Source organism: Actomonas spartinae (genome assembly GCF_051209155.1).
In the GTDB taxonomy this organism is placed as follows: domain Bacteria; phylum Verrucomicrobiota; class Verrucomicrobiia; order Opitutales; family Opitutaceae; genus Actomonas.
This window is the reverse complement of record NZ_JBPJGB010000002.1, coordinates 1,029,042-1,047,302: the sequence shown is the minus strand read 5'-3', so window position 1 is coordinate 1,047,302 and position 18,261 is coordinate 1,029,042. Positions and strand designations below refer to the sequence as shown.

Below are 18,261 nucleotides of genomic sequence, written 5' to 3'. Positions count from 1 at the left end.
CGTGGTTCCGCGGCACTTAGTTTTTACCCGTTGTCACGCGCGATCGTTTGTCCAAACCGAGCTCAATCAACTCCTGCAGCGGGCCCGTCACGTTGACGGTGAAATCGATCTTCTCCACGAGCTCCGAGGCCTCCGGTCGCCCGATCAAACGCACCCGCGCCGAGACCGCGCCATTCAGACCATCCGGGTGCAGGGTGACTTCGAGGCGATCAACCCGAATGAAGCGATCGCCCAATTCGATGTGCTCCAGCTCATCGTGCGCCGGGTTTTCCACCGCCGTCCATTTGGCCAGCGGGCCCAGCCAATCCGGCAGCACCGCGATCTTCGCCGGCACACGTCCCGACAGCAGACCCGGCGACGCCGCCAAGCGCACGCGAGCGACTTCCGAGGCCAGAATCTGCAACGCACCTCGGCCCGGACGCAGTCCGTCGGTCGGATCCCAACGCAGGCCAAAGTCACCGCTCAAGCGACCGTCCGCCGCCCGCACCGCCGCTGGGAAAAACGCCGCCAGATCGGTCAGCGCCACGTTCTCCAATGCAATGGTCGTATCCAGGGCGGGCGCGGCTGGGTCGAAGGCAAAGGGCGCCAAACTCACCCGCCCGCGCCACGCCGCGATCGTGGCGGTCTCAATGCGCCAAGGCCCCTGCCCGTCCCAACTCGCCTGCAGCCGACCCGGCCCCAGCTCCAGCGTGGTCACCCGTAACGCGGCCCAATCACATTCGAGTTCCACCGCGGCGATGGCGGAGCTCACCACCTCCACCGAGATCTTCGCCGCGGGTTGCGTGAGGTGGAGATCGTGTTCGGTCCATGGCAGCGCGTCCATCGGCCACGAGAGAGTGAAGGTTCCCGCCGCGCCGGTTTCAGCGTCCCACTGACCGGATCCGCTCAGCATCACTTCTCCGGTCGGCGTCAGACCGGCGGGCAACGCCAGCAATGGCTGCAACCAATCGCTCAGTGCCCCGGCCGTGAACGTTTGCCTTTCGACGTCCCACTCGACCGCCCCGTCCGAAGATTGTCGCACGCGCACCTTGAGCTCACCGGCCGGCGTTTCTGCCACGCCGGTGAGGTCGGCGGCGCCGCCCATCACCGCCGTCACCTTGAGTCGCCACGGCAGGACGGGCAGGCGTGGATCCACCCGCACCTCACCGCGCCATGCGCCGTTGATTCGAAGCGCGGCGTTGACCTGCGCCGTCGCGCCGCCCGCCAGGAGGCAGCTCAGGAGCAGACAACAAAACAGGCGCGACATGCGGACTATTGACCGCGAGCGCGCCTGTCGGTTGCGAGGGGAAAACGTATTGCTTACGCGAGCGGCAGCGGCGGCAGTTTCCAGATGTCCTCGGCGTATTCGCGAATGGTGCGATCGCTGGAGAACTTGCCCACGCGGGCGGTGTTCAGGATCGCCATCTTCGCCCAACGCTTGGGGTCGCGGTAGGCCAGGTCGACCTCGGCCTGCGCGTCGCTGTAGGAACGGAAGTCGGCCAGCACCATGAACGGATCACCGCCATTGAGCAGGCTGTGGTAGAGCGGCCCAAAGGCGTGGCGTTCACCGGGCGTGAAATAATCCGAATCGATCCATTCCAGCACCGCGCGCAGTTCATCGTCGGCATGGTAGAAGTCGTAGGGGTGGTAACCCGCGGCCCGGCGCGCCTCCACCTCGTCGACGGTCATGCCGAAGATGAAGATGTTGTCGTCACCGACTTCCTCTTTGATTTCGACGTTGGCGCCATCCAGCGTGCCGATGGTGAGCGCGCCGTTGAGGGCGAGCTTCATGTTGCCGGTGCCGGAGGCTTCTTTGCCGGCGGTCGAAATCTGCTCGGAGAGATCGGCGGCCGGGATGATGCGTTCGGCGAGCGACACGCGGTAATTGGGCAGGAAAACGACCTTCAGTTTGTTCTGAATCCGGGCGTCGTTGTTGATCCGGTCACCAATGACGTTGATCGCCCGGATGATGTTCTTCGCGAGGTCATATCCCGGCGCGGCCTTGGCGGCGAAGACGAAGACACGCGGCGTGACATCGAGGTCCGGGTTATGCAAGAGGCGGCGATAGAGCGCGACGATATGCAGCAGGTTGAGGTGCTGGCGCTTGTATTCGTGCAGGCGCTTGATCTGCACGTCGAAGAGCGCGTCGGGCGAGACCTCGACATCGCAGAGCTCCTGGATGAGGTCGGCGAGGTCCTGCTTGTTCTGGCGCTTGATCGCCATGAACTCCTTCTGGAAGGCGGCTTTGTCGGCGTGCTTGCCGAGGTCCTGCAACAAGTCGAGGTCGCGCACCCACTTTTCGTGGCCGAGCGTCTTGGTGATGAGGGCGGAGAGGCGCGGGTTGCAGTCGTTGAGCCAGCGGCGCGGCGTGATGCCGTTGGTCTTGTTGCGGAACTTGCCCGGGAAGAGTTCGTTGAACTCGGGGAAGAGGTCCTTCTTCAGCAGCTCGGTGTGCAGCGCCGCGACGCCGTTGACCGCGTGCGAACCGACGACCGAGAGGTGCGCCATGCGGATCTGTTTGCCGCCGTTCTCTTCGATCAGCGAGCAGATGCGCAGCTTATCCGTGTCGCCCGGCCACTTGGCGGCGACCTCCTCAAGGTGGCGACGATTGACCTCGTAGATGAGTTGCAGGTGCCGCGGCAATACCCGCTCAAAGAGCGCCACGCCCCACTTCTCCAGCGCCTCGGGCAGGAGGGTGTGGTTGGTGTAGGCAAAGGTGGCGGTGACGATTTTCCAGGCGGCGTCCCACTCCAGGTCTTCCTCGTCGACGAGGATGCGCAGCAGTTCGGCCACGGCGATGGCCGGATGGGTGTCGTTGAGCTGGATCGCGACCTTGGCGGCGAAGTTGTCCCAGCTGTTGCCCTCGACGCGCATGTGGCGGCGGATGAGATCCTTCAACGAGCAGGCGACGAAGAAGTATTGCTGCACGAGACGCAGCTCCTTGCCGTTCTCGGTCTTGTCGTTCGGATAAAGCACCTTGGAGATGGTCTCGCTGGTGGCCTTGGCCCGCACGGCCTCGACATAACCGCCGTCGTTGAAGGCGTTGAGATCGAGCGGCTTGGTGGCGCGAGAGGTCCAGAGGCGCAGGATGTTCACCGTCTCCGTGCCGTAGCCGGGCACCGGAATGTCGTGCGGCACGCCGATGAGCGTGTGTCCGCCCTGCCAGGTCGGGCGGTAGTCACCCTGGTCGTCGAAGACGTTTTCGACGTGGCCGTAGATCTTCACCTCCTGCTGATACTCCGGGTGCATGAACTCCCACGGCGTGCCGTAGATCATCCAGCTGTCGGGGTGCTCGATCTGGTTGCCGTTGGCGTCGAAAGCCTGGCGGAAGAGACCGAACTCGTAATTGATGCCGTAGCCGATGGCGGGCAGGTCGAGCGTCGCGAGCGAATCGAGGAAACAGGCGGCGAGGCGGCCGAGACCCCCATTGCCCAAACCCATGTCGTCCTCGGCGCGGCGCACCTGTTCCCATTCGACGCCGAGTTCGCCGAGCGCGGCGCGGGTTTCCTCATACACCCCGGCGTTGTGCAGGGTGCTGATGAGCAGGCGGCCCATGAGGTATTCGAGCGAAAGGTAATAGAGGCGGCGCGCGTTCTGGTCGTTGTGCACCGACTGGGTTTTGATGAGGCGATTGAGCACCCGGTCGCGCACCGCCAGCGAGGTGGCGAGCTGCCAATCGCGCGGCGTGGCCGTGCCGACGTCGCGGGCCTGGGTGTAGTTGAGGTGCCGCAGGATGGCCTCCTTCATGGAAACCTCAAAAGGCGCCTGCGTCTCGAGCGCGGTGGGCTCGGCGGAGGCGGCCGGACGAGTCTTGGCCTTGACCGGCGTGGCGGCCTTGGCGGCGGTCTTGGTCGTCTTCTTAACGGACTTGCGTGGTGGCATGGGAAAATGGGTGAAGTGTGAACCTCGATTAGAGCGGAAAAGGTGCCAAGCGCACCGCCAACGGTCACTCCCTATTTTAAGACCGATTCCCCAATGCGGCGGACATTTCCGAGAAGTCCGCAGAATGTTACCGGTCCGTCACTTCTGGAAACGTCGGGCCAGTTCGCCGTGCGACATTTCGATGAAGGTGGGACGTCCGGACGGACTCGTGAGCGGCGTGCGGCAGGCAAAAAGCTGACTCACCAGCGATCGCCAATGTTCCTCCCCGGTCTGCTCGGGCAGGCGGACCGCCTTGGCCGCGGCCAAACGGGCGAGTTCGTCGTGCGCGAGATCCGGGTTGTCCTCCGGAAAACGACCGTCGCGCAACGCGCCCAGCAAGTCACGCAGGAAGGACTCGGCGTCGGACGGCTCCATCCAGGTCGGCACGGCCTCAATCCGGAAAAAATTGCGCCCAAACTCGGCCACCTCGAAGCCGTGGCCCTCCAGAAAAGCCAGCCGATCAAGCAGCAGCGCCGCCGCGATGGGATCGAGTTCCACCGGCACCGGCAGCAACAACCGCTGACTCGCCGTCTCGCCCTGCCGGAACTCGGCCTGCAAGCGCTCAAACCACACGCGCTCGTGCGCCGCGCGGCGATGCAGCAACACCACCCCCGCGGAGGTTTCGAACAAACCATACACGCCATGCGCGAGGCCCAGAAAACGCCAACCGCGGGCGCCACCATTGCGTTCTTCGGTCGGAGTGGAACGCACGCCCTCAACGGGCGGACCGCTGGCGGGCGACTGGCGCAGCGGCCCGAGCGATGGAGCGCCCGTCTGCGACGGCGGCGGCGTGGGGGCGCGCGCCGCGATGCCTGGCGCCGGATTCGACGGCGCGGCCGGCGGTGGATTGATCGGGCGCAGCTCCGCCGGCGGAAGCGGTTCGAGATCGGCATCGCGGCCGGATGCCGGCGCGCTGTGGCCCGATTCGCCGCGCAACGCGCGCAGCCGGTCCAACACCGCGCGAATCACAAAGCTGCGCACGGCCGGCTCACTGCGAAAGCGCACCTCGCGTTTCGCCGGATGCACGTTCACGTCGACCTCGTTGGGCGGCAGCCGAAAGAACACGAAGGCCGGCGGGTAGCGGCCCTTGGGCAACGACTCGTGGTAACTTTCGATCAGCGCGTAATTGAGCGTGCGGTTGTCGACCGGTCGGCCATTGACGAAGATGATCATTTCATGCCGCGTGGAGCGCCCCACCCCGGGTTTCCCGATCAAACCCTCCAGGCTCATGGTGCTCTCCTTCGCTTCGATCGGCACGAGTTGCTCGGCGAGTTGCCGGCCAAAAATCTCGGCCACGCGATCGACCAAGGCCGGGCATTCCGGGGAACGAAAAATCACCCGCCCGTCCTCGATGAGCGTGAACGCCACCCCCGGGCTCGCCAGCGCGTAGAGCCGCACCCCGGCGACAATGTGCGCGGCCTCAGTCTGGTCGCGCTTGAGGAACTTGCGGCGCGCCGGCACCGAGTTGAACAGATGGGCCACCTCAATGCGGGTGCCCACCGGCCGGCCGCAGTCACGCACGTGCACGATCTTGCCGCCGTTGACGAGCACCTCGGTGCCGAGCTCCTCGCCTTCCGCCCGGGTCTGCAGGGTAAACTTCGAAACCGACGCGATCGACGGCACCGCCTCGCCGCGAAAGCCAAAGCTGCCGAGCACGTCGAGATCGGCCGCCTCGTTGATCTTACTGGTGGCGTGGCGCTCGAGCGAGAGCAGCGCGTTGTCCCGGTTCATGCCGTGGCCGTTGTCCTCCACCCGCATGAGCGAACGCCCCCCGTGCCGAAACTCGACCTCGATGCGCGTCGCGCCGGCATCGAGCGCGTTCTCCACCAGCTCCTTCACCACCGCCGCCGGACGCTCAATCACCTCGCCGGCGGCGATCTGATTGGCAACTCGGTCAGGCAGGATGCGGATATCGGGCATGCGAAGGTTCACTCAAGCCCACCGCCCGGTTCTCGCTCACGCAACGCTTATCCCCATCCGGTTCCCGACCCCACTTTGGGGGAGCGACGAACACCCATCACGAAAGCAGGGGCGTCCCCCTCGCTCTCGGATGGGGGGCGGGATCAGCCCTGGGCGAGCGCGTGCTGCAACGCCTGATTGCTCATCGCCTCGCCGTTGAGGTTCCAGGCGCCGTCGACCGTGTGCACGACGTTGAAGTAGATGTTGTCCTTGGGTTGTCGACCGCCGGAAAGCTCATGGATGATGTCCACCGCATCCTGGCCGAATCCTTTTTGCACCTCGCGTGAAGCCATGGCGAAGGACGGCACTTTCCATTCGATCCAAGCGCCGCGAAACGCTTCGCCGCCGGAAAAACTGTGGCCCTGGGCCACGACCTGCACGTTGGCGGTGACGTTGGGTTTCATAACCCGGTTTTCGGTCAACCCGTGCCGATCCAAAAACGCCTGGGTAAGGCGCTGAATGGCGGTCGGGATACTTTCGGCCGGAATGACTCCGTCCGTGAGGGTGAGGGTGAGCGGCATAACTGACTCCTGTTCTATTTTCTGGTTTATCGGTTTGGGTGAAGGCGGGTCGGCCCGTTTGAACCGCCCCCGGCGAAAGCCTGATTTATTTGAAGCGTTCGCTACAAAACTAACGACTTGCCTTTGCGCAAGTTTTTTGGAGTCTTCCCTTCAAAATAAATCACCGATGGGAAGACCACGTAAGATTGCCGAAACTGACGCGATCGCCCGCGCCCTGCGGGTGTTCTGGGAAAAGGGCTACGACCGGGCCTCGATCAACGATCTCGGACAAGCTGTCGAGATGGGGCCGTCGAGCCTCTACAACGCGTTTGGCAGCAAGGCTGCGCTCTTCGAAAAAACGCTCGAGCACTACGTCGCCACCCACACGACCTTTGTCGACGAGCTGCTCGGCGCCAACGACACTGATCCCGAACCCACCCTGCGTCGTCTGCTGCACGCGGCCGTGGCGCTTTACACGAGCAAAAACACTCCGCGCGGTTGCGCCATGATGGAAGGCGGGGGCGTCGACGCATCCCCTCAGTCTGAAGGTGGTATCATCGCCCGCCGCTATCGGCAGAGTCTGGAAAAAACCCTGCGCGCCTATTTGCAGAAACACCCGGCGCGCCACCTGTCCAACGACCCCGCCATCCTGGCCAAATACCTCGTGGGGATGATGCGCGGTCTGTCCCAACTCGCGCGCGACGGCACCGCCAAAGCCGACCTGCAACGTATCGCCGACCAAGCCGTGGCGAGCTGCTTCCGCGGCTGAAGACCTGTCACACGCGAACCGCGGAATGCCTCAGGATTGAGTTGGTTCGGGCAACTCAAGGTGCCGCCGTTCGATCGTGCGGATGCGTTCGCGGAAAACCTGATACCAGCGCGGCAGGTCTTCGCCCTCGACCCAAAAGATCCGGTCGCGCCACTCCGCCGGGAGTTCGAGCTCCACCACCGGCACGTCCACGCGCTCGCTCATGGTGGGCTGCGGGATGTAGCTGGGGAACAGGTAGAGCCCGTCGTCGATGACCTTCGGTTCCACCATGGCGAGGAACACCGGCTCGTTCGGGGCCGACAAGCGCAGGCGCACGATTTCTTCGTCGGCGGAGATCACCGAAACCTTGGTGCCGTAGGCCGGCGATGCCACGTCGACGAAGCGGGTGCTCTTCGGGGCGATGCAACCGCCGAGCCACAGGCACGCCCCGAGCACCAGACCGAGACCGGCTCTGCGGTGGGGGTGAACCGAAGCACGTTTCATGGCAGGCCCTTGGTCAGCGGTTTTCGGCCGCAGGTTCCTCCCGTTTCGGCGGATCCAAGCTGAGCAGACCCACCAGATAGGTCGCAGCGCGAAACGGTCGCAGCACGGCGTGCCCGATCACCAGCGAGGCCGGCGCTTCCTTTTCATCCTCCGGCAAGCGGACCAACAGCGACGACAACACCATCACGCCAACCATCAGGAGGATAAAAAACGCCATCAAGACCTGCGGGTTGAGCGTCGCTTCCCCCGCCGGCCCCTGCCCCTTCAACACCAGTCCCCAAAGAATCGGGGACAGTCCGCCCAGGCACGCCGTCACCGCGCCATGGACGCTCACCATCACGGTGCGTTCCCGCTCCTCCACGACCTGCGCCAGGTATTTCAGCCCGGCAATCGTCCAGCACGCCGCGGCCAGCCCCAGCACGAAGTAGGCGGTGTAAATTCCGCCGATGGCCTGCCAGCCACCGAGCAGATACGCGGTCCAGGCCGCTCCCACCACGAGGTAGAGCATCATCGACAGCAGGAAAAACGGCCGCGCCCCTTTGTCATCGATGCGCCGGCGAATGAGTCCCGCCGCCACGATCACCCCGCAATACCGCAGCACCTCAAACGACATGATCTGCCCCGCGCCCAATTGCGGCCCCACTTTCAGAAAGTAAGCCAGAAACGGAGGAATCGGCGTCGTCACCACCCCGTAGCTGACCGCCAACCACAGGTAGCGGCGAAAGACCGAAGGCCGAAACATGTGCCGCGGCGTGTCCCGCCACAGTTGCCCCAGGCCGATCGGATCCGGTTTCGGCGCCTCCGGCAGCCGCCGCAGTGACATGAAGCTCAGGTAGGACCCCACCAAGGCGATGCCGTATTGGATCAACAGCGCGGTGAAAATCGGCAGACGGGCAAACAGCGAAACGCTGGCGATGAGCGTCGCCACCCCCGCCACGCCGGAGATGAACTGATCGCTGCCAAAATAACGTCCCCGGGCCTTCGGGGGCAGAATCGCATACAGCCACGGCATGATCGACGCCGCGCCGATGGTGCGAAAAAAGCAGAACCAAAACACACTCCCCACCAGCGCCGGGGCCATCCACGGCTGCACCCCCCAGCGCGGCGCCACGATTGCGAGCCACACCGGCACGACGAGAAAAAGGCTGCGGGAGGCCCAGCCGCCCAGCATCACCCGCTTGTATCCAAAACGTGGTAACAGCGTCGTCGCCACGATCTGCAACGGGGTCAGCACGAACACAAACGAGTAGGCCAGCCCCACCTGCAGGGACGACGCCCCGAGCGCTTCGCAGAACAGCACCATCGGCGTGCCGATGCCGATCTGCCAGGTCATCGCGTTGAACGCGCCGAAAAGCAGCCCGGGCCGGAACGGCACCAGCTCCGGATCGCTCTTTTCGGTGGGCAGGAGCCGCGGGATCATCGCGCGGCCGGGTTCATCAGCCAAGACGCTTGCGCCAGCGCGCGAGCTGCTTCTTCACCTGTTTCGGTCCCGGCATGCCAGTGCCGCGACGACGGTCGGCCGCGCGCTTGAGATCAAAGACCGAAGCCCAGTCGTCACCGAGCGCCGGGTGAATTTTCTGCACCTCGGCCGTCGGCAGTTCGTTGAGCGGCAAGCCGGTGGTTTCGGCCAGTTTGACCACCGCGCCGACGACGTGATGCGCCTCGCGGAAAGGCACGCCGTGCTCGACCAGGTAGTCGGCCAGATCGGTGGCGAGCAGCGCCGGATCGGCCACCGCCGCCGCGCACTTGTCGCGCCGGATCTTGGCCCCGGCCACCGTGCCGGCGACGACCGCGAGGCAGGTCATGGTCTGGTCAAAGCTGTCGAAGACCGGCGGCTTGTCCTCCTGCAGGTCGCGATTGTAGGTGAGCGGCAGCCCTTTGACCATGGTGAGCAGGGTCGTGAGGTTGCCGTGCAGGCGCGCCGCCTTGCCCCGCAGGAGTTCGCAGGAATCGGGATTCTTCTTCTGCGGCATGAGCGACGAGCCGGTGCAGAACGTATCCGGTAAACTGATATAACCGAACTCGCTGCTCGACCACAGGATGAGATCCTCGGCGAGCCGCGAAAAGTGGGTGCCGACCAGCGCGCAGGCGGTGGCGAATTCCACGAACACGTCGCGATCGGCGACCGTATCCATCGAGTTCTGGGTCACGCGCGGACGGCCTTTTTCGTCGACGAAGCCGAGCGCCTTGGCGGTGAACTCGCGGTCGATCGGCAGCGTCGTGCCGGCGAGCGCGCCGGAACCGAGCGGGCACCAGTTGGCATGTTTGGCCACCCCGGCAAAACGCGCGCGGTCGCGCTCAAACATTTCCAAATAGGCCGCGAGGTGATGGGCGACCTGCACGGGCTGGGCGCGTTGGAGATGGGTGTAACCGGGAATCATCACCTCGCCGTCACGTTCGGCCAGCGCGAGCAACGCGTGCTGCGCTTCGGCCAACCGGGCGTCGATCTCGCCGCAGGCCCACTTGAAGAAGAGACGCATGTCGGTCGCGACCTGATCGTTGCGGCTGCGCGCGGTGTGCAGCTTGGCGGCGGCCGGCACGCGCTTGGTGAGGGCCTGTTCGATGTTCATGTGCACGTCCTCAAGGGCGGCCTGCCACTTGAACTTGCCGGCGGCGATCTCAGCGCCGATTTCGTCGAGTCCCCGGTGAATGGCGTTGCGCTCCTTGGCGGTGATAAGGCCGACATGCGCGAGCATGGCCGAGTGCGCTTTGCTGCCCGCGATGTCAAACGGCGCCAGACGCGCGTCAAACGAGACGGACTCGCTGAACGAGAGCATGAGTTCGGCGGGGCCGGCGGAGAAACGCCCACCCCAGGTCGCTTGATTTTTACGGGCCATGGTCGCGCGAGCACACGCGCGGCGCCGGGGGCGCGCAACGCGAAAGATGTGACCCCACAAATGAGAAGATTCGATTGCGGCTGCCGCACCAGCTCGCACGCTGCAAATCATGTGGCGTCGTTGTGTGTGCGTGCTCGGTCTGTTGATCGGCCTCTCTGTTCGCGGAGAGGACGTCGTTGTTCCGACGGAGCCGACCGAGCCCCTGCCGGACTATTACCGGGAAGCGACCGTGGATACCGCTCGCACTTCGATCTACATCGGCGCGGTGACCCTGCGCATGCCGCCCTTCGAACGCGAAGGCGCAATCTATTCCTCCACCTACTCGGCCAAAGTCTTCCCGTTTTTCTTCTACAACGAGGCCGGCACGCTCTCGATCACCCTCAGCGACGAGGAGCTCCGCCAACTGGCCGCCGGGGAACGGGTCTATTTTAAAGGCGAGGCCTTCAACAAGGAAGGTGAGCCCCGTCGGGTCGAGGGCCAGGCCGATCCGGCCGATGCCCGTTCGGGTAAAATCAAGGTGCGGGTGTGGGTCTCCAAGAACATCGAACTCATCTTCAACACCACGTATCGGTTCACCGGGGACGAAACGCTGAGCGGTTGAGTCCCCGGCCCGCTGCCCGCTGCGGGGATCTTTAAGCGGACTCCGTGGGCACGTGTTGCCGCACAAAGCGCATGAAAGCGCCCATGGAAAAGGGCTTTTGCAGGAAGCCCGTCGCGCCGGAGCGCTGCACGGCGTCCTTTAGCTTCGGCTCCAGGTGACCGCTCATGATCACCACCGCGGCATCGGCCCGGATCTCACGCATGCCGGTGAAGACCTCCCAGCCATTCATCTTCGGCAAAACCAGATCGCAGATCACCAGATCAAATCCACCACAAGCATCCCGAAACGCCTGCAACGCCGAACCGCCGTCCTTGAAACCGACGGCGTGGTAACCACTGCGTTTGAGCGTTTCCACGATCGTATCGAGCAAGCCGGCTTCATCGTCGATGACCATCACCCGGCGGCCCTGAACTGCGGGAGCGGCCCCGGCAGGTTGGCGCACCTGCGGGCCAGCAAACGCTTCCGCTTCAATCGACCCGATGGGCAGGGTTACCGTGAACGAAAGACCACCGTTGGACAAGGTGCGCTGCGCCAGGAAACCGCGATGCGCACCGACGATGCGCTCCACCATCGTGATACCCAGATCGTGGACGGGGCGCGCATCGCCCAAGTCGGACCCGGTGAAGGGTTGCCGACTCGCCGTGCGCGGGCGGCCCGGGTGGCTGATTTCGATGACGGCGTAACGTTCATCCGTCGCGTGTGAATAATCGCGCGCAACCTCCTCGCCGGTCAGACTGAGCGAGCGGATCCGCACCGGCCGCAGGCCCTCCGGATCGATCGCGTGCACCCGCTGGAGAAGTTCGTCAAACGCGTCACTCAACTGGGTTTGATCCACGGGCACATTTTGCAGCGACCGATGCAGTGAAAGATCCAACTCGATCGCCCGCTCGCCGATGTGGCCCCGCAGGTGCTCCATGCGCTGCTCGATAAACTCGTTGAAGGACACCGGGCGCAGCACCGGGTCCGGTCGCCGGGCCAAGTAAAGCGACTGACGCACCAAAGTGGAGGCGCGTTGCACCGCGCCTTCGACGCCATCGCTCACCACCCGCACCCGACGGCCATCGACCACGCCTTCCTGCAGCAGTGCCGTGTAACCAAGAATGATGGAAAGCAGGTTGTTGAGATCGTTGCTGATCGCCGAAGCCAGCGCGTTGAAGTTCTCCGCCCGATGCAGCGACTCCAACTGTTGGTCGGACCGCACCATATCCCCCAGGTCCACCAAGGTGATCAACCGCAGCACCCGCCCGTCGCCCGCCTTGAACCGCGCGTTGCGGACATAGCCGGAAACCGGCCGACCGCGGCGATGTTGAAAACGCATGTCGCGCCCCAACCAGACCGTCGCCGGAGCATTTTCCACCAAAGCCCGATGCAGGGCCTTCATCTCGATCACGGCATCCGGCGGATGCAGTTGGCTCAGGCTCAAGCCCGGGAGCTCCGACGTATCGTAGCCCAAGGCCTGGGCAAAGGCGCGGTTGCCCCCCAGCACTCGGCCCTCTTCATCGACGAGACACAGGCCGGCGGCGCTCAAATGCCACACCTCCTCAGTCAAGGCCGCCAACTCCGGCGGCAACTCCACCCCCGGTGCAATGGTCGGACCCGGAAAAGGCGCGTCACTCTTCATTTCCCCGCGCCCTCCCCTGCACCTTGCCACCCCGTTCCGCTCAAGCCCGCCAACAGCCGACACACCCCGCGCTCGGCAAAGCGCCGGGAACATGGTGCGGGATCATCCCAAAAGGCACGGAAGGTAATCATAAGAAATACAGAGGCTGGCGCGCCCGGAGGGATTCGAACCCCCGACCACTAGCTTAGAAGGCAAGTGCTCTATCCACCTGAGCTACGGGCGCATCAAACGGTGATGCAAACCGTTAGAACTCCCCAACTTCAACGACAAGGGGAATTACCCGCAATTCGCTGCAACGCAACCTGCCGCCGAGCCATGGTCCGCTTTAAACTCGTGGCTGATCAATGGTTCCGACCAGATGTGGACATGCCCCACCCCACCTTCGATTTGACTGGCCGTCGCGCGCTGATCACCGGCTCGTCCCAAGGCATCGGCCTGGCCCTCGCACGCGGTCTGGCCATCGCCGGCGCTCAGGTTGTGCTGAACGGACGCGACGAGAACAAACTCAAGGCCGCTCGGGACCAGCTCATCCCCCAGGGCCTCGACGTGACTGTGGCCGCCTTCGACGTGACGGACTCCGCCGCAGTCGAAGCGGCGGCGACCGCACTCGGCGACGTGCACATCCTGATCAACAACGCCGGCATTCATCGGCGCGGTCCGCTCACCGACCTGTCGGTGGAGGATTGGCAGGCGGTGTTGGACACCAATCTCACGGCCGCCTTCCGCGTCGCCCGCGCCTTTGCTCCCGCCATGATCACGCGGGGGAGCGGCAAGATCATCAACGTTTGCTCCATCATGAGCCAGCTCGCCCGCCCCACCACCGGCAACTACGCCGCGTCCAAGGGCGGCCTCGCCATGCTCACCAAAGCGATGGCCGCCGAATGGGCGCCCCACGGTCTGCAAATCAACGGACTCGCGCCCGGCTACATCGACACCCCGCTCAACGCCCCCTTGGTCGGCGACCCGAAATTTAACGCCTGGGTCACCGGCCGCACCCCGGCCCGACGCTGGGGGCAACCCGACGACTTGGTCGGACCAGCGGTCTTTCTCGCGTCCCCCGCGTCCGACTACGTGAATGGCCAAATCCTCACCGTCGACGGCGGCATGACCGCGGTGGTGTAGCGCGAAGTTTCGCCCACGATCATGAACAACGTCGTTCGCACCACGATTTTGACTCTGCTGGCCGCAGGTATCGTCGGCGCCGTGGTCTATCGGCATCTTCGTGTGGAGCGCTCGTGGTTGGCCGACCTGCCGGTTCCGCTCGCCAACCAAGGGGTGCTGCCCCTGCTGACCTCCGATCTGCCGGAGGATTTGTCCCCTTATCGCGAAGAAATGCAGAACCATGAGGGACAGGCTGCACCTTGGGAGAACAGAACCCCGTCTCACGTCATCTCGTTGCTGCCCGGTGCCCACACCAACTTCTACCATCACGACCCGACCAGCGGTTTGGAAATCGCGCTCTTGCGTCGGTCTGCCCCCGGGCCCGCAGCGTATTTTTTCGGTTGGAGGGAAAATGCATTGGCCGAATGGCGCCCTGTCACGGCACCGGGATCATCGCGAGTCTCGGGGATTCCCACCCCTGTGCCCAGTCGGTCCGGTCGTCTCATCCTGACGGGCGGAGGCTTCCCTGGTCATTTGGTCGAAATCGACTTTCGGCACAACACCTCGAAACAGCTTTGCGCGGGCCAGGTTCTGGGACTGAGTCCGGACCGAAACCACCTTGCGTTCACCGCGCACCCTACGGAACCAACCTATCGATCACTGAGAGGCGACGCCATGCGAGATCTGTTCCTCTGGAATCTCGACGCCGGGCACATCGTTCGCATCGCCCGCCTGATGGATAGCGACCCGAGTTCCGGTCGGTCGTGGAGTGCCACTTGGTCCGACGATTCCCGAGTGCTGTTCGTGCGCGGAAACGCGGCCCGGCAGGGATCGTTTCAATGGATCTACGACACGCATACGGGTAGGCTCCAAGATATCACGATGACCAAAGTGGATTGATCGACGGATCATGAAAAAAAGTTCCGGAAGAGCGCTTGACTTGCCTCAAGTGGATTCTACGGTCTCGCCTCCTTTCCCCTCACGGGGTGGTAGCTCAGTTGGTTAGAGCGTCTGCCTGTCACGCAGAAGGCCGCGGGTTCGAGTCCCGTCCATCCCGCCATTTTTTAAACCTCCGGTCACTCGGAGGTTTTTTCGTGCGCGCGTTCCTCACACCCCGGACTCGAGCCGCGGCCCGGTCGGCTACGCCGACCCCGCGGGTGTCAAACCACGCCCTCCCGGGCGCAGACGAGTCTCGTCCATCCCGCCATTTTATACCTCCGCTTCGTCGGAGGTTTTTTTGCGCCCCCGCAGCACCTATCCCAAGCCTCGAGCCGCGGCCCAGCCGGATGCGCCGGCCCCGCGGGTGTCAAACCACTCGCCTTGCGGCTCGCAGACGAGTCCCGTCCATCCCGCCATTTTATACCTCCGCTTCGTCGGAGGTTTTTTTGCGCCCCCGCAACACCTATCCCAAGCCTCGAGCCGCGGCCCAGCCGGATGCGCCGGCCCAGCGGGTGTCAAACCACTCGCCTTGCGGCTCGCAGACGAGTCCCGTCCATCCCGCCATTTTATACCTCCGCTTCGTCGGAGGTTTTTTTGCGCCCCCGCAGCACCTATCCCAAGCCTCGAGCCGCGGCCCAGCCGACTGCGCCCCAAGTTCAATCCAGTCCGTTCAGCTCCGTTGAGATAACGGTAAACAGACCCCAACGGGTCCACCCAAGTTCAAGTATCTTGCAAATCAGGCAAGCGTCTGGGAGACCGGCCAGCCTCGACTCTCTGCTCATGCCGTTCCGCTACATCGACACCCACGTTCACTTCTGGGACCGCGATCTCCTGCCTTATCCTTGGCTCGATCCCTTGCCGAAAATCAGCGCGCCGCATATCCCGGCGACTTACCAAACCGAGACGCGCGAGACGCCCCCGACCAAGATCGTGTTTCTGCAATGTGTGGGTGAGATGGCCAGTTGGCGGGCTGAAGTTGAGTGGATCGAACGGCTCGCGCTCGATGATCCCCGCATCGCGGGCATCGTCGCCACCGCCCCCCTCGACGCCGGCGAAAACACCGTGCGCATCCTCGACGAATTGGCCGAACGTCCGCTCGTGCGCGGGGTGCGCCACAACACCCAGGACGAGGCCCTCGGCTACGCGAAGTCCCGGGCCTACATCGCCGGTTGTCGCGCCGCCGGCGAACGCGGGCTGTCGGTCGACCTTTGCTGCTATCACCCCCAGCTCGCCGATCTCACGGCGCTCACCCTCGCCTGCCCGAACACCCAATTTATCCTCGACCACCTCGGTAAACCCGGCATCCGCGACGGCCTCATCGAGGACTGGAAACGCGACCTCACCTCGCTCGCCGCGCAGCCCAATATCTGGGCCAAACTTTCCGGTATCGTCACCGAGTCAGACTTCGATCACTGGACCATCGAGGACCTGCGGCCCTACGTGCAGCACTACCTCGCAACCTTTGGCCCCGATCGCGTGATCTTCGGCAGCGACTGGCCGGTCGTGAAACTTGCCTCTTCCCACGCCCAATGGCTGGCCACCGCCCGGGAGCTGACCGCCGCCTTGGACGAAGACGGGCGCGACAAAATTTTCTACCGCAACGCGACGGACTTCTACCGCCTCGGCTGAGGAGGCTCAACCGGCGCGCAAAACGCTTTGCCACAACTGCGTCTCGCCCGGCAATCCGTGTTGGGTGAGGGACGCCGCGATCTCCTTCTCCGACGGCTCGCGCACCTCATGCCGCGGGTCGCCGGGCAACTCCGGCCGCACCCGCCGGGTGAGCGCCCAACAGGCCCAGGCGCGCCAGGTGCGCAGCTCGCGACGCGGTTCATTCATGCGGTCAGCGTAGTGCTGAAAATGCACCCGCGGATTCCCGCAAAATATATCCGGTGGCACCTCCCGGAGGATCCACGCCATCGCGGCATAGGGCATCGGCCACGAGCCGATCACCGCATCGTCCGCCGACACATCCGCGCCCATCGCCCGATCGAGGCAAAGGATCGCGCGCGCGGGCAATCGCTGCTGCCACAGGTAGTGACCGTATTCCAGCGCCGTGCCGTAAAACGCCGCGCCGCGCGAGGCGCCCAGCGGCGAATACACCCGATAGTCCATCTCGGGCCGAGGCGTCGGTAGATACGGGCAGGAGGGCAACAACATGCCATTGGAGGTGACCGCCGCGTCGGAAGGCGTCAATCCCCACCCCGAGCCGGTCCCCGCGAGGACTTTGTCTTCGCACTTCCCTCGACCGCACCCGCTTCCCATTGTCCGCACCGTGCCGCCCGCCGCCGACGTTCCTCCCGACACTTCCGATGACACCGCGCAATCAATACGCGGCTGGAATCGCCTCGCCCTGTGGCTGTTGGGCAACCTGCTCCGGCTGTGGGCTCGCACCATCCGGATCGAGATCGATGACGCCTCGCGCCGAGCCCTCGGTCGCCGCGACCGGCCCATCGCCCTGGTGGTCTGGCACAATCGACTCTTCATGGGCGCCGAGTGCGTCCGGCGGTATCGGGGCGGCCAACCCTTTCACGGCCTCGTCAGCGCCAGCAAGGACGGCGCATGGCTGGTGGGCTTCTTTGAAATGGTCGGCATCAAGGCGATTCGCGGTTCCTCCAGCTGGGGCGCGCGCGAGGCGGCCAGCGCCATGATCGAAGCCTCGCGAACCGGACACGACATTGGCATCACGCCGGACGGTCCGCGTGGCCCCTGCTACGAATTTAAGCCCGGCGGCCTCATCATTGCCCGCCGCGCGCAAGCGCCGATGATTCTGGTGGGCATGGACTTTGACGGCCCGTTGAAACAGTTGCGCAGTTGGGACCGCTTCATCATCCCCGCGCCCTTCAGCCGAATGACCCTGCGCTGCGAAGAGCAGGACCCAACCACCCTGCCCAAGGACCGCAGCGCCGCCATCGAACAACTCACGGCGCGCATGCACGCCCTCAACGGCTCGCGCCACTAAAACAAAAAGACGCCCCGGCAAACCGGAGCGTCTCTGGTGCAGAATACGCGTGGTGCTCCGAGATCAGAACCCGGGCTCGATCACGACCGAGCTGCCGGGCTCGACCACGAAGTCCTCGCCCGAGCTCCAGCTCAGGTCATTGACCAGGAACTTGAACACGACTGGCACGGTCGCGCCCGTGAGCGTGATGGACCACTCGTCGTCGCCCACGCAGTTCATCGGCACGCCACCGTCCCAGGAAAGACCCGGGCCGCTGCCGCGCACGTGCAAGGTGTTGCCGAAGCCGATGTCGATCTTCGCGGTGATGACCGTTTTCGATTCCGCCGGTTTGGCCGCGGCGGTTTTTTTCGTGGTCGTCTTCTTGGCGGCGGCCGGTTTTTTCACCGCGGCCTTCTTCGCGACGGTTTTCTTGGCCGCCGGAGCCGGGGCGGGGGCCGGGGTCGCCTTGGCGGCCGGTTTCGAAGCGGGAGCAGCAGCCTTCTTGGTGGCGGCCTTTTGCGTTCCCACTGCCTTTTTGGGGGCGGTCTTCTTGGCCTGTGGGGCGGCAGGCGAGGTGGTCTTGGTGCTCTTTTTCATGGTTCGTGACGATGTG

Annotated in this window: 16 protein-coding genes and 2 tRNA genes; 7 read left to right on the top strand and 11 right to left on the bottom strand. The window is 64.4% G+C overall.

Annotation, left to right across the window (positions count from 1 at the left end; genetic code table 11):
• Positions 1–16: 16 nt before the first annotated feature.
• The 4 genes from AC0MRV_RS11940 to AC0MRV_RS11925 form a co-directional block, all read right to left on the bottom strand.
• On the bottom strand, positions 17–1,246 hold the full coding sequence (locus tag AC0MRV_RS11940; protein WP_472764700.1) for an intermembrane phospholipid transport YdbH family protein: 1,230 nt from the start codon (positions 1,244–1,246) through the stop codon (positions 17–19).
• A 53-nt stretch (positions 1,247–1,299) separates the two neighbouring features.
• Positions 1,300–3,861, bottom strand: a complete 2,562-nt coding sequence (locus tag AC0MRV_RS11935) for a glycogen/starch/alpha-glucan phosphorylase (RefSeq protein ID WP_472764699.1) — start codon at positions 3,859–3,861, stop codon at positions 1,300–1,302.
• 138 nt (positions 3,862–3,999) lie between these two features.
• Positions 4,000–5,820, bottom strand: a complete 1,821-nt coding sequence (mutL, locus tag AC0MRV_RS11930; protein WP_472764698.1) for a DNA mismatch repair endonuclease MutL — start codon at positions 5,818–5,820, stop codon at positions 4,000–4,002.
• Between the two features lie 143 nt (positions 5,821–5,963).
• Positions 5,964–6,380 carry a 4-oxalocrotonate tautomerase gene (locus AC0MRV_RS11925; RefSeq protein ID WP_472764697.1) on the bottom strand — a complete coding sequence of 139 codons (417 nt, stop codon included), beginning with the start codon at positions 6,378–6,380 and terminating at the stop codon, positions 5,964–5,966.
• A gap of 166 nt (positions 6,381–6,546) precedes the next feature.
• Here AC0MRV_RS11925 and AC0MRV_RS11920 point away from each other — a divergent pair, with 166 nt between their 5' ends.
• Complete coding sequence (locus tag AC0MRV_RS11920) at positions 6,547–7,128, top strand: TetR/AcrR family transcriptional regulator (protein ID WP_472764696.1); 582 nt, start codon at positions 6,547–6,549, stop codon at positions 7,126–7,128.
• A 30-nt stretch (positions 7,129–7,158) separates the two neighbouring features.
• Here AC0MRV_RS11920 and AC0MRV_RS11915 read toward each other — a convergent pair whose 3' ends face one another.
• Genes AC0MRV_RS11915 through argH form a run of 3 tightly spaced genes read right to left on the bottom strand, consistent with a single transcriptional unit; the run spans position 7,159 to position 10,448 of the window.
• Positions 7,159–7,611, bottom strand: a complete 453-nt coding sequence (locus AC0MRV_RS11915) for a hypothetical protein (RefSeq protein WP_472764695.1) — start codon at positions 7,609–7,611, stop codon at positions 7,159–7,161.
• A gap of 13 nt (positions 7,612–7,624) precedes the next feature.
• A complete protein-coding gene (locus AC0MRV_RS11910; RefSeq protein ID WP_472764694.1) occupies positions 7,625–9,031 on the bottom strand; it encodes a hypothetical protein in 1,407 nt (468 codons plus the stop codon).
• A gap of 16 nt (positions 9,032–9,047) precedes the next feature.
• The gene (gene argH, locus AC0MRV_RS11905) at positions 9,048–10,448 is read right to left on the bottom strand and encodes an argininosuccinate lyase (protein ID WP_472764693.1); all 1,401 of its coding nucleotides are present in this window, start codon (positions 10,446–10,448) and stop codon (positions 9,048–9,050) included.
• Between the two features lie 109 nt (positions 10,449–10,557).
• On the opposite strand from argH, the gene AC0MRV_RS11900 reads away from it, so the two are divergent.
• Positions 10,558–11,049 carry a hypothetical protein gene (locus tag AC0MRV_RS11900; protein ID WP_472764692.1) on the top strand — a complete coding sequence of 164 codons (492 nt, stop codon included), beginning with the start codon at positions 10,558–10,560 and terminating at the stop codon, positions 11,047–11,049.
• Positions 11,050–11,080: 31 nt separating this feature from the next.
• Here the strand turns inward: AC0MRV_RS11900 and AC0MRV_RS11895 are convergent, their stop codons facing one another.
• Positions 11,081–12,670: an ATP-binding response regulator gene (locus AC0MRV_RS11895; protein WP_472764691.1), complete on the bottom strand. Its 1,590-nt coding sequence runs from the start codon at positions 12,668–12,670 to the stop codon at positions 11,081–11,083.
• A gap of 146 nt (positions 12,671–12,816) precedes the next feature.
• A tRNA-Arg gene (locus tag AC0MRV_RS11890) sits at positions 12,817–12,893 on the bottom strand.
• Between the two features lie 143 nt (positions 12,894–13,036).
• Here AC0MRV_RS11890 and AC0MRV_RS11885 point away from each other — a divergent pair.
• The 4 genes from AC0MRV_RS11885 to AC0MRV_RS11870 all read left to right on the top strand — a co-directional run bounded on the left by AC0MRV_RS11885 (position 13,037) and on the right by AC0MRV_RS11870 (position 16,339).
• Positions 13,037–13,792 carry an SDR family oxidoreductase gene (locus AC0MRV_RS11885; protein ID WP_472764690.1) on the top strand — a complete coding sequence of 252 codons (756 nt, stop codon included), beginning with the start codon at positions 13,037–13,039 and terminating at the stop codon, positions 13,790–13,792.
• 21 nt (positions 13,793–13,813) lie between these two features.
• A complete protein-coding gene (locus AC0MRV_RS11880; RefSeq protein ID WP_472764689.1) occupies positions 13,814–14,671 on the top strand; it encodes a TolB-like translocation protein in 858 nt (285 codons plus the stop codon).
• Positions 14,672–14,754: 83 nt separating this feature from the next.
• A tRNA-Asp gene (locus tag AC0MRV_RS11875) sits at positions 14,755–14,831 on the top strand.
• Between the two features lie 659 nt (positions 14,832–15,490).
• The gene (locus AC0MRV_RS11870) at positions 15,491–16,339 is read left to right on the top strand and encodes an amidohydrolase family protein (RefSeq protein WP_472764688.1); all 849 of its coding nucleotides are present in this window, start codon (positions 15,491–15,493) and stop codon (positions 16,337–16,339) included.
• 6 nt (positions 16,340–16,345) lie between these two features.
• Here AC0MRV_RS11870 and AC0MRV_RS11865 read toward each other — a convergent pair whose 3' ends face one another.
• Positions 16,346–16,903: a hypothetical protein gene (locus AC0MRV_RS11865; RefSeq protein ID WP_472764687.1), complete on the bottom strand. Its 558-nt coding sequence runs from the start codon at positions 16,901–16,903 to the stop codon at positions 16,346–16,348.
• Between the two features lie 79 nt (positions 16,904–16,982).
• Here AC0MRV_RS11865 and AC0MRV_RS11860 point away from each other — a divergent pair, with 79 nt between their 5' ends.
• On the top strand, positions 16,983–17,669 hold the full coding sequence (locus AC0MRV_RS11860) for a lysophospholipid acyltransferase family protein (protein ID WP_472764686.1): 687 nt from the start codon (positions 16,983–16,985) through the stop codon (positions 17,667–17,669).
• Positions 17,670–17,732: 63 nt separating this feature from the next.
• Here the strand turns inward: AC0MRV_RS11860 and AC0MRV_RS11855 are convergent, their stop codons facing one another.
• Entirely contained in the window at positions 17,733–18,245 is a 513-nt protein-coding gene (locus AC0MRV_RS11855) for a CBM20 domain-containing protein (protein WP_472764685.1), read from the bottom strand.
• Between the last annotated feature and the right edge of the window lie 16 nt (positions 18,246–18,261).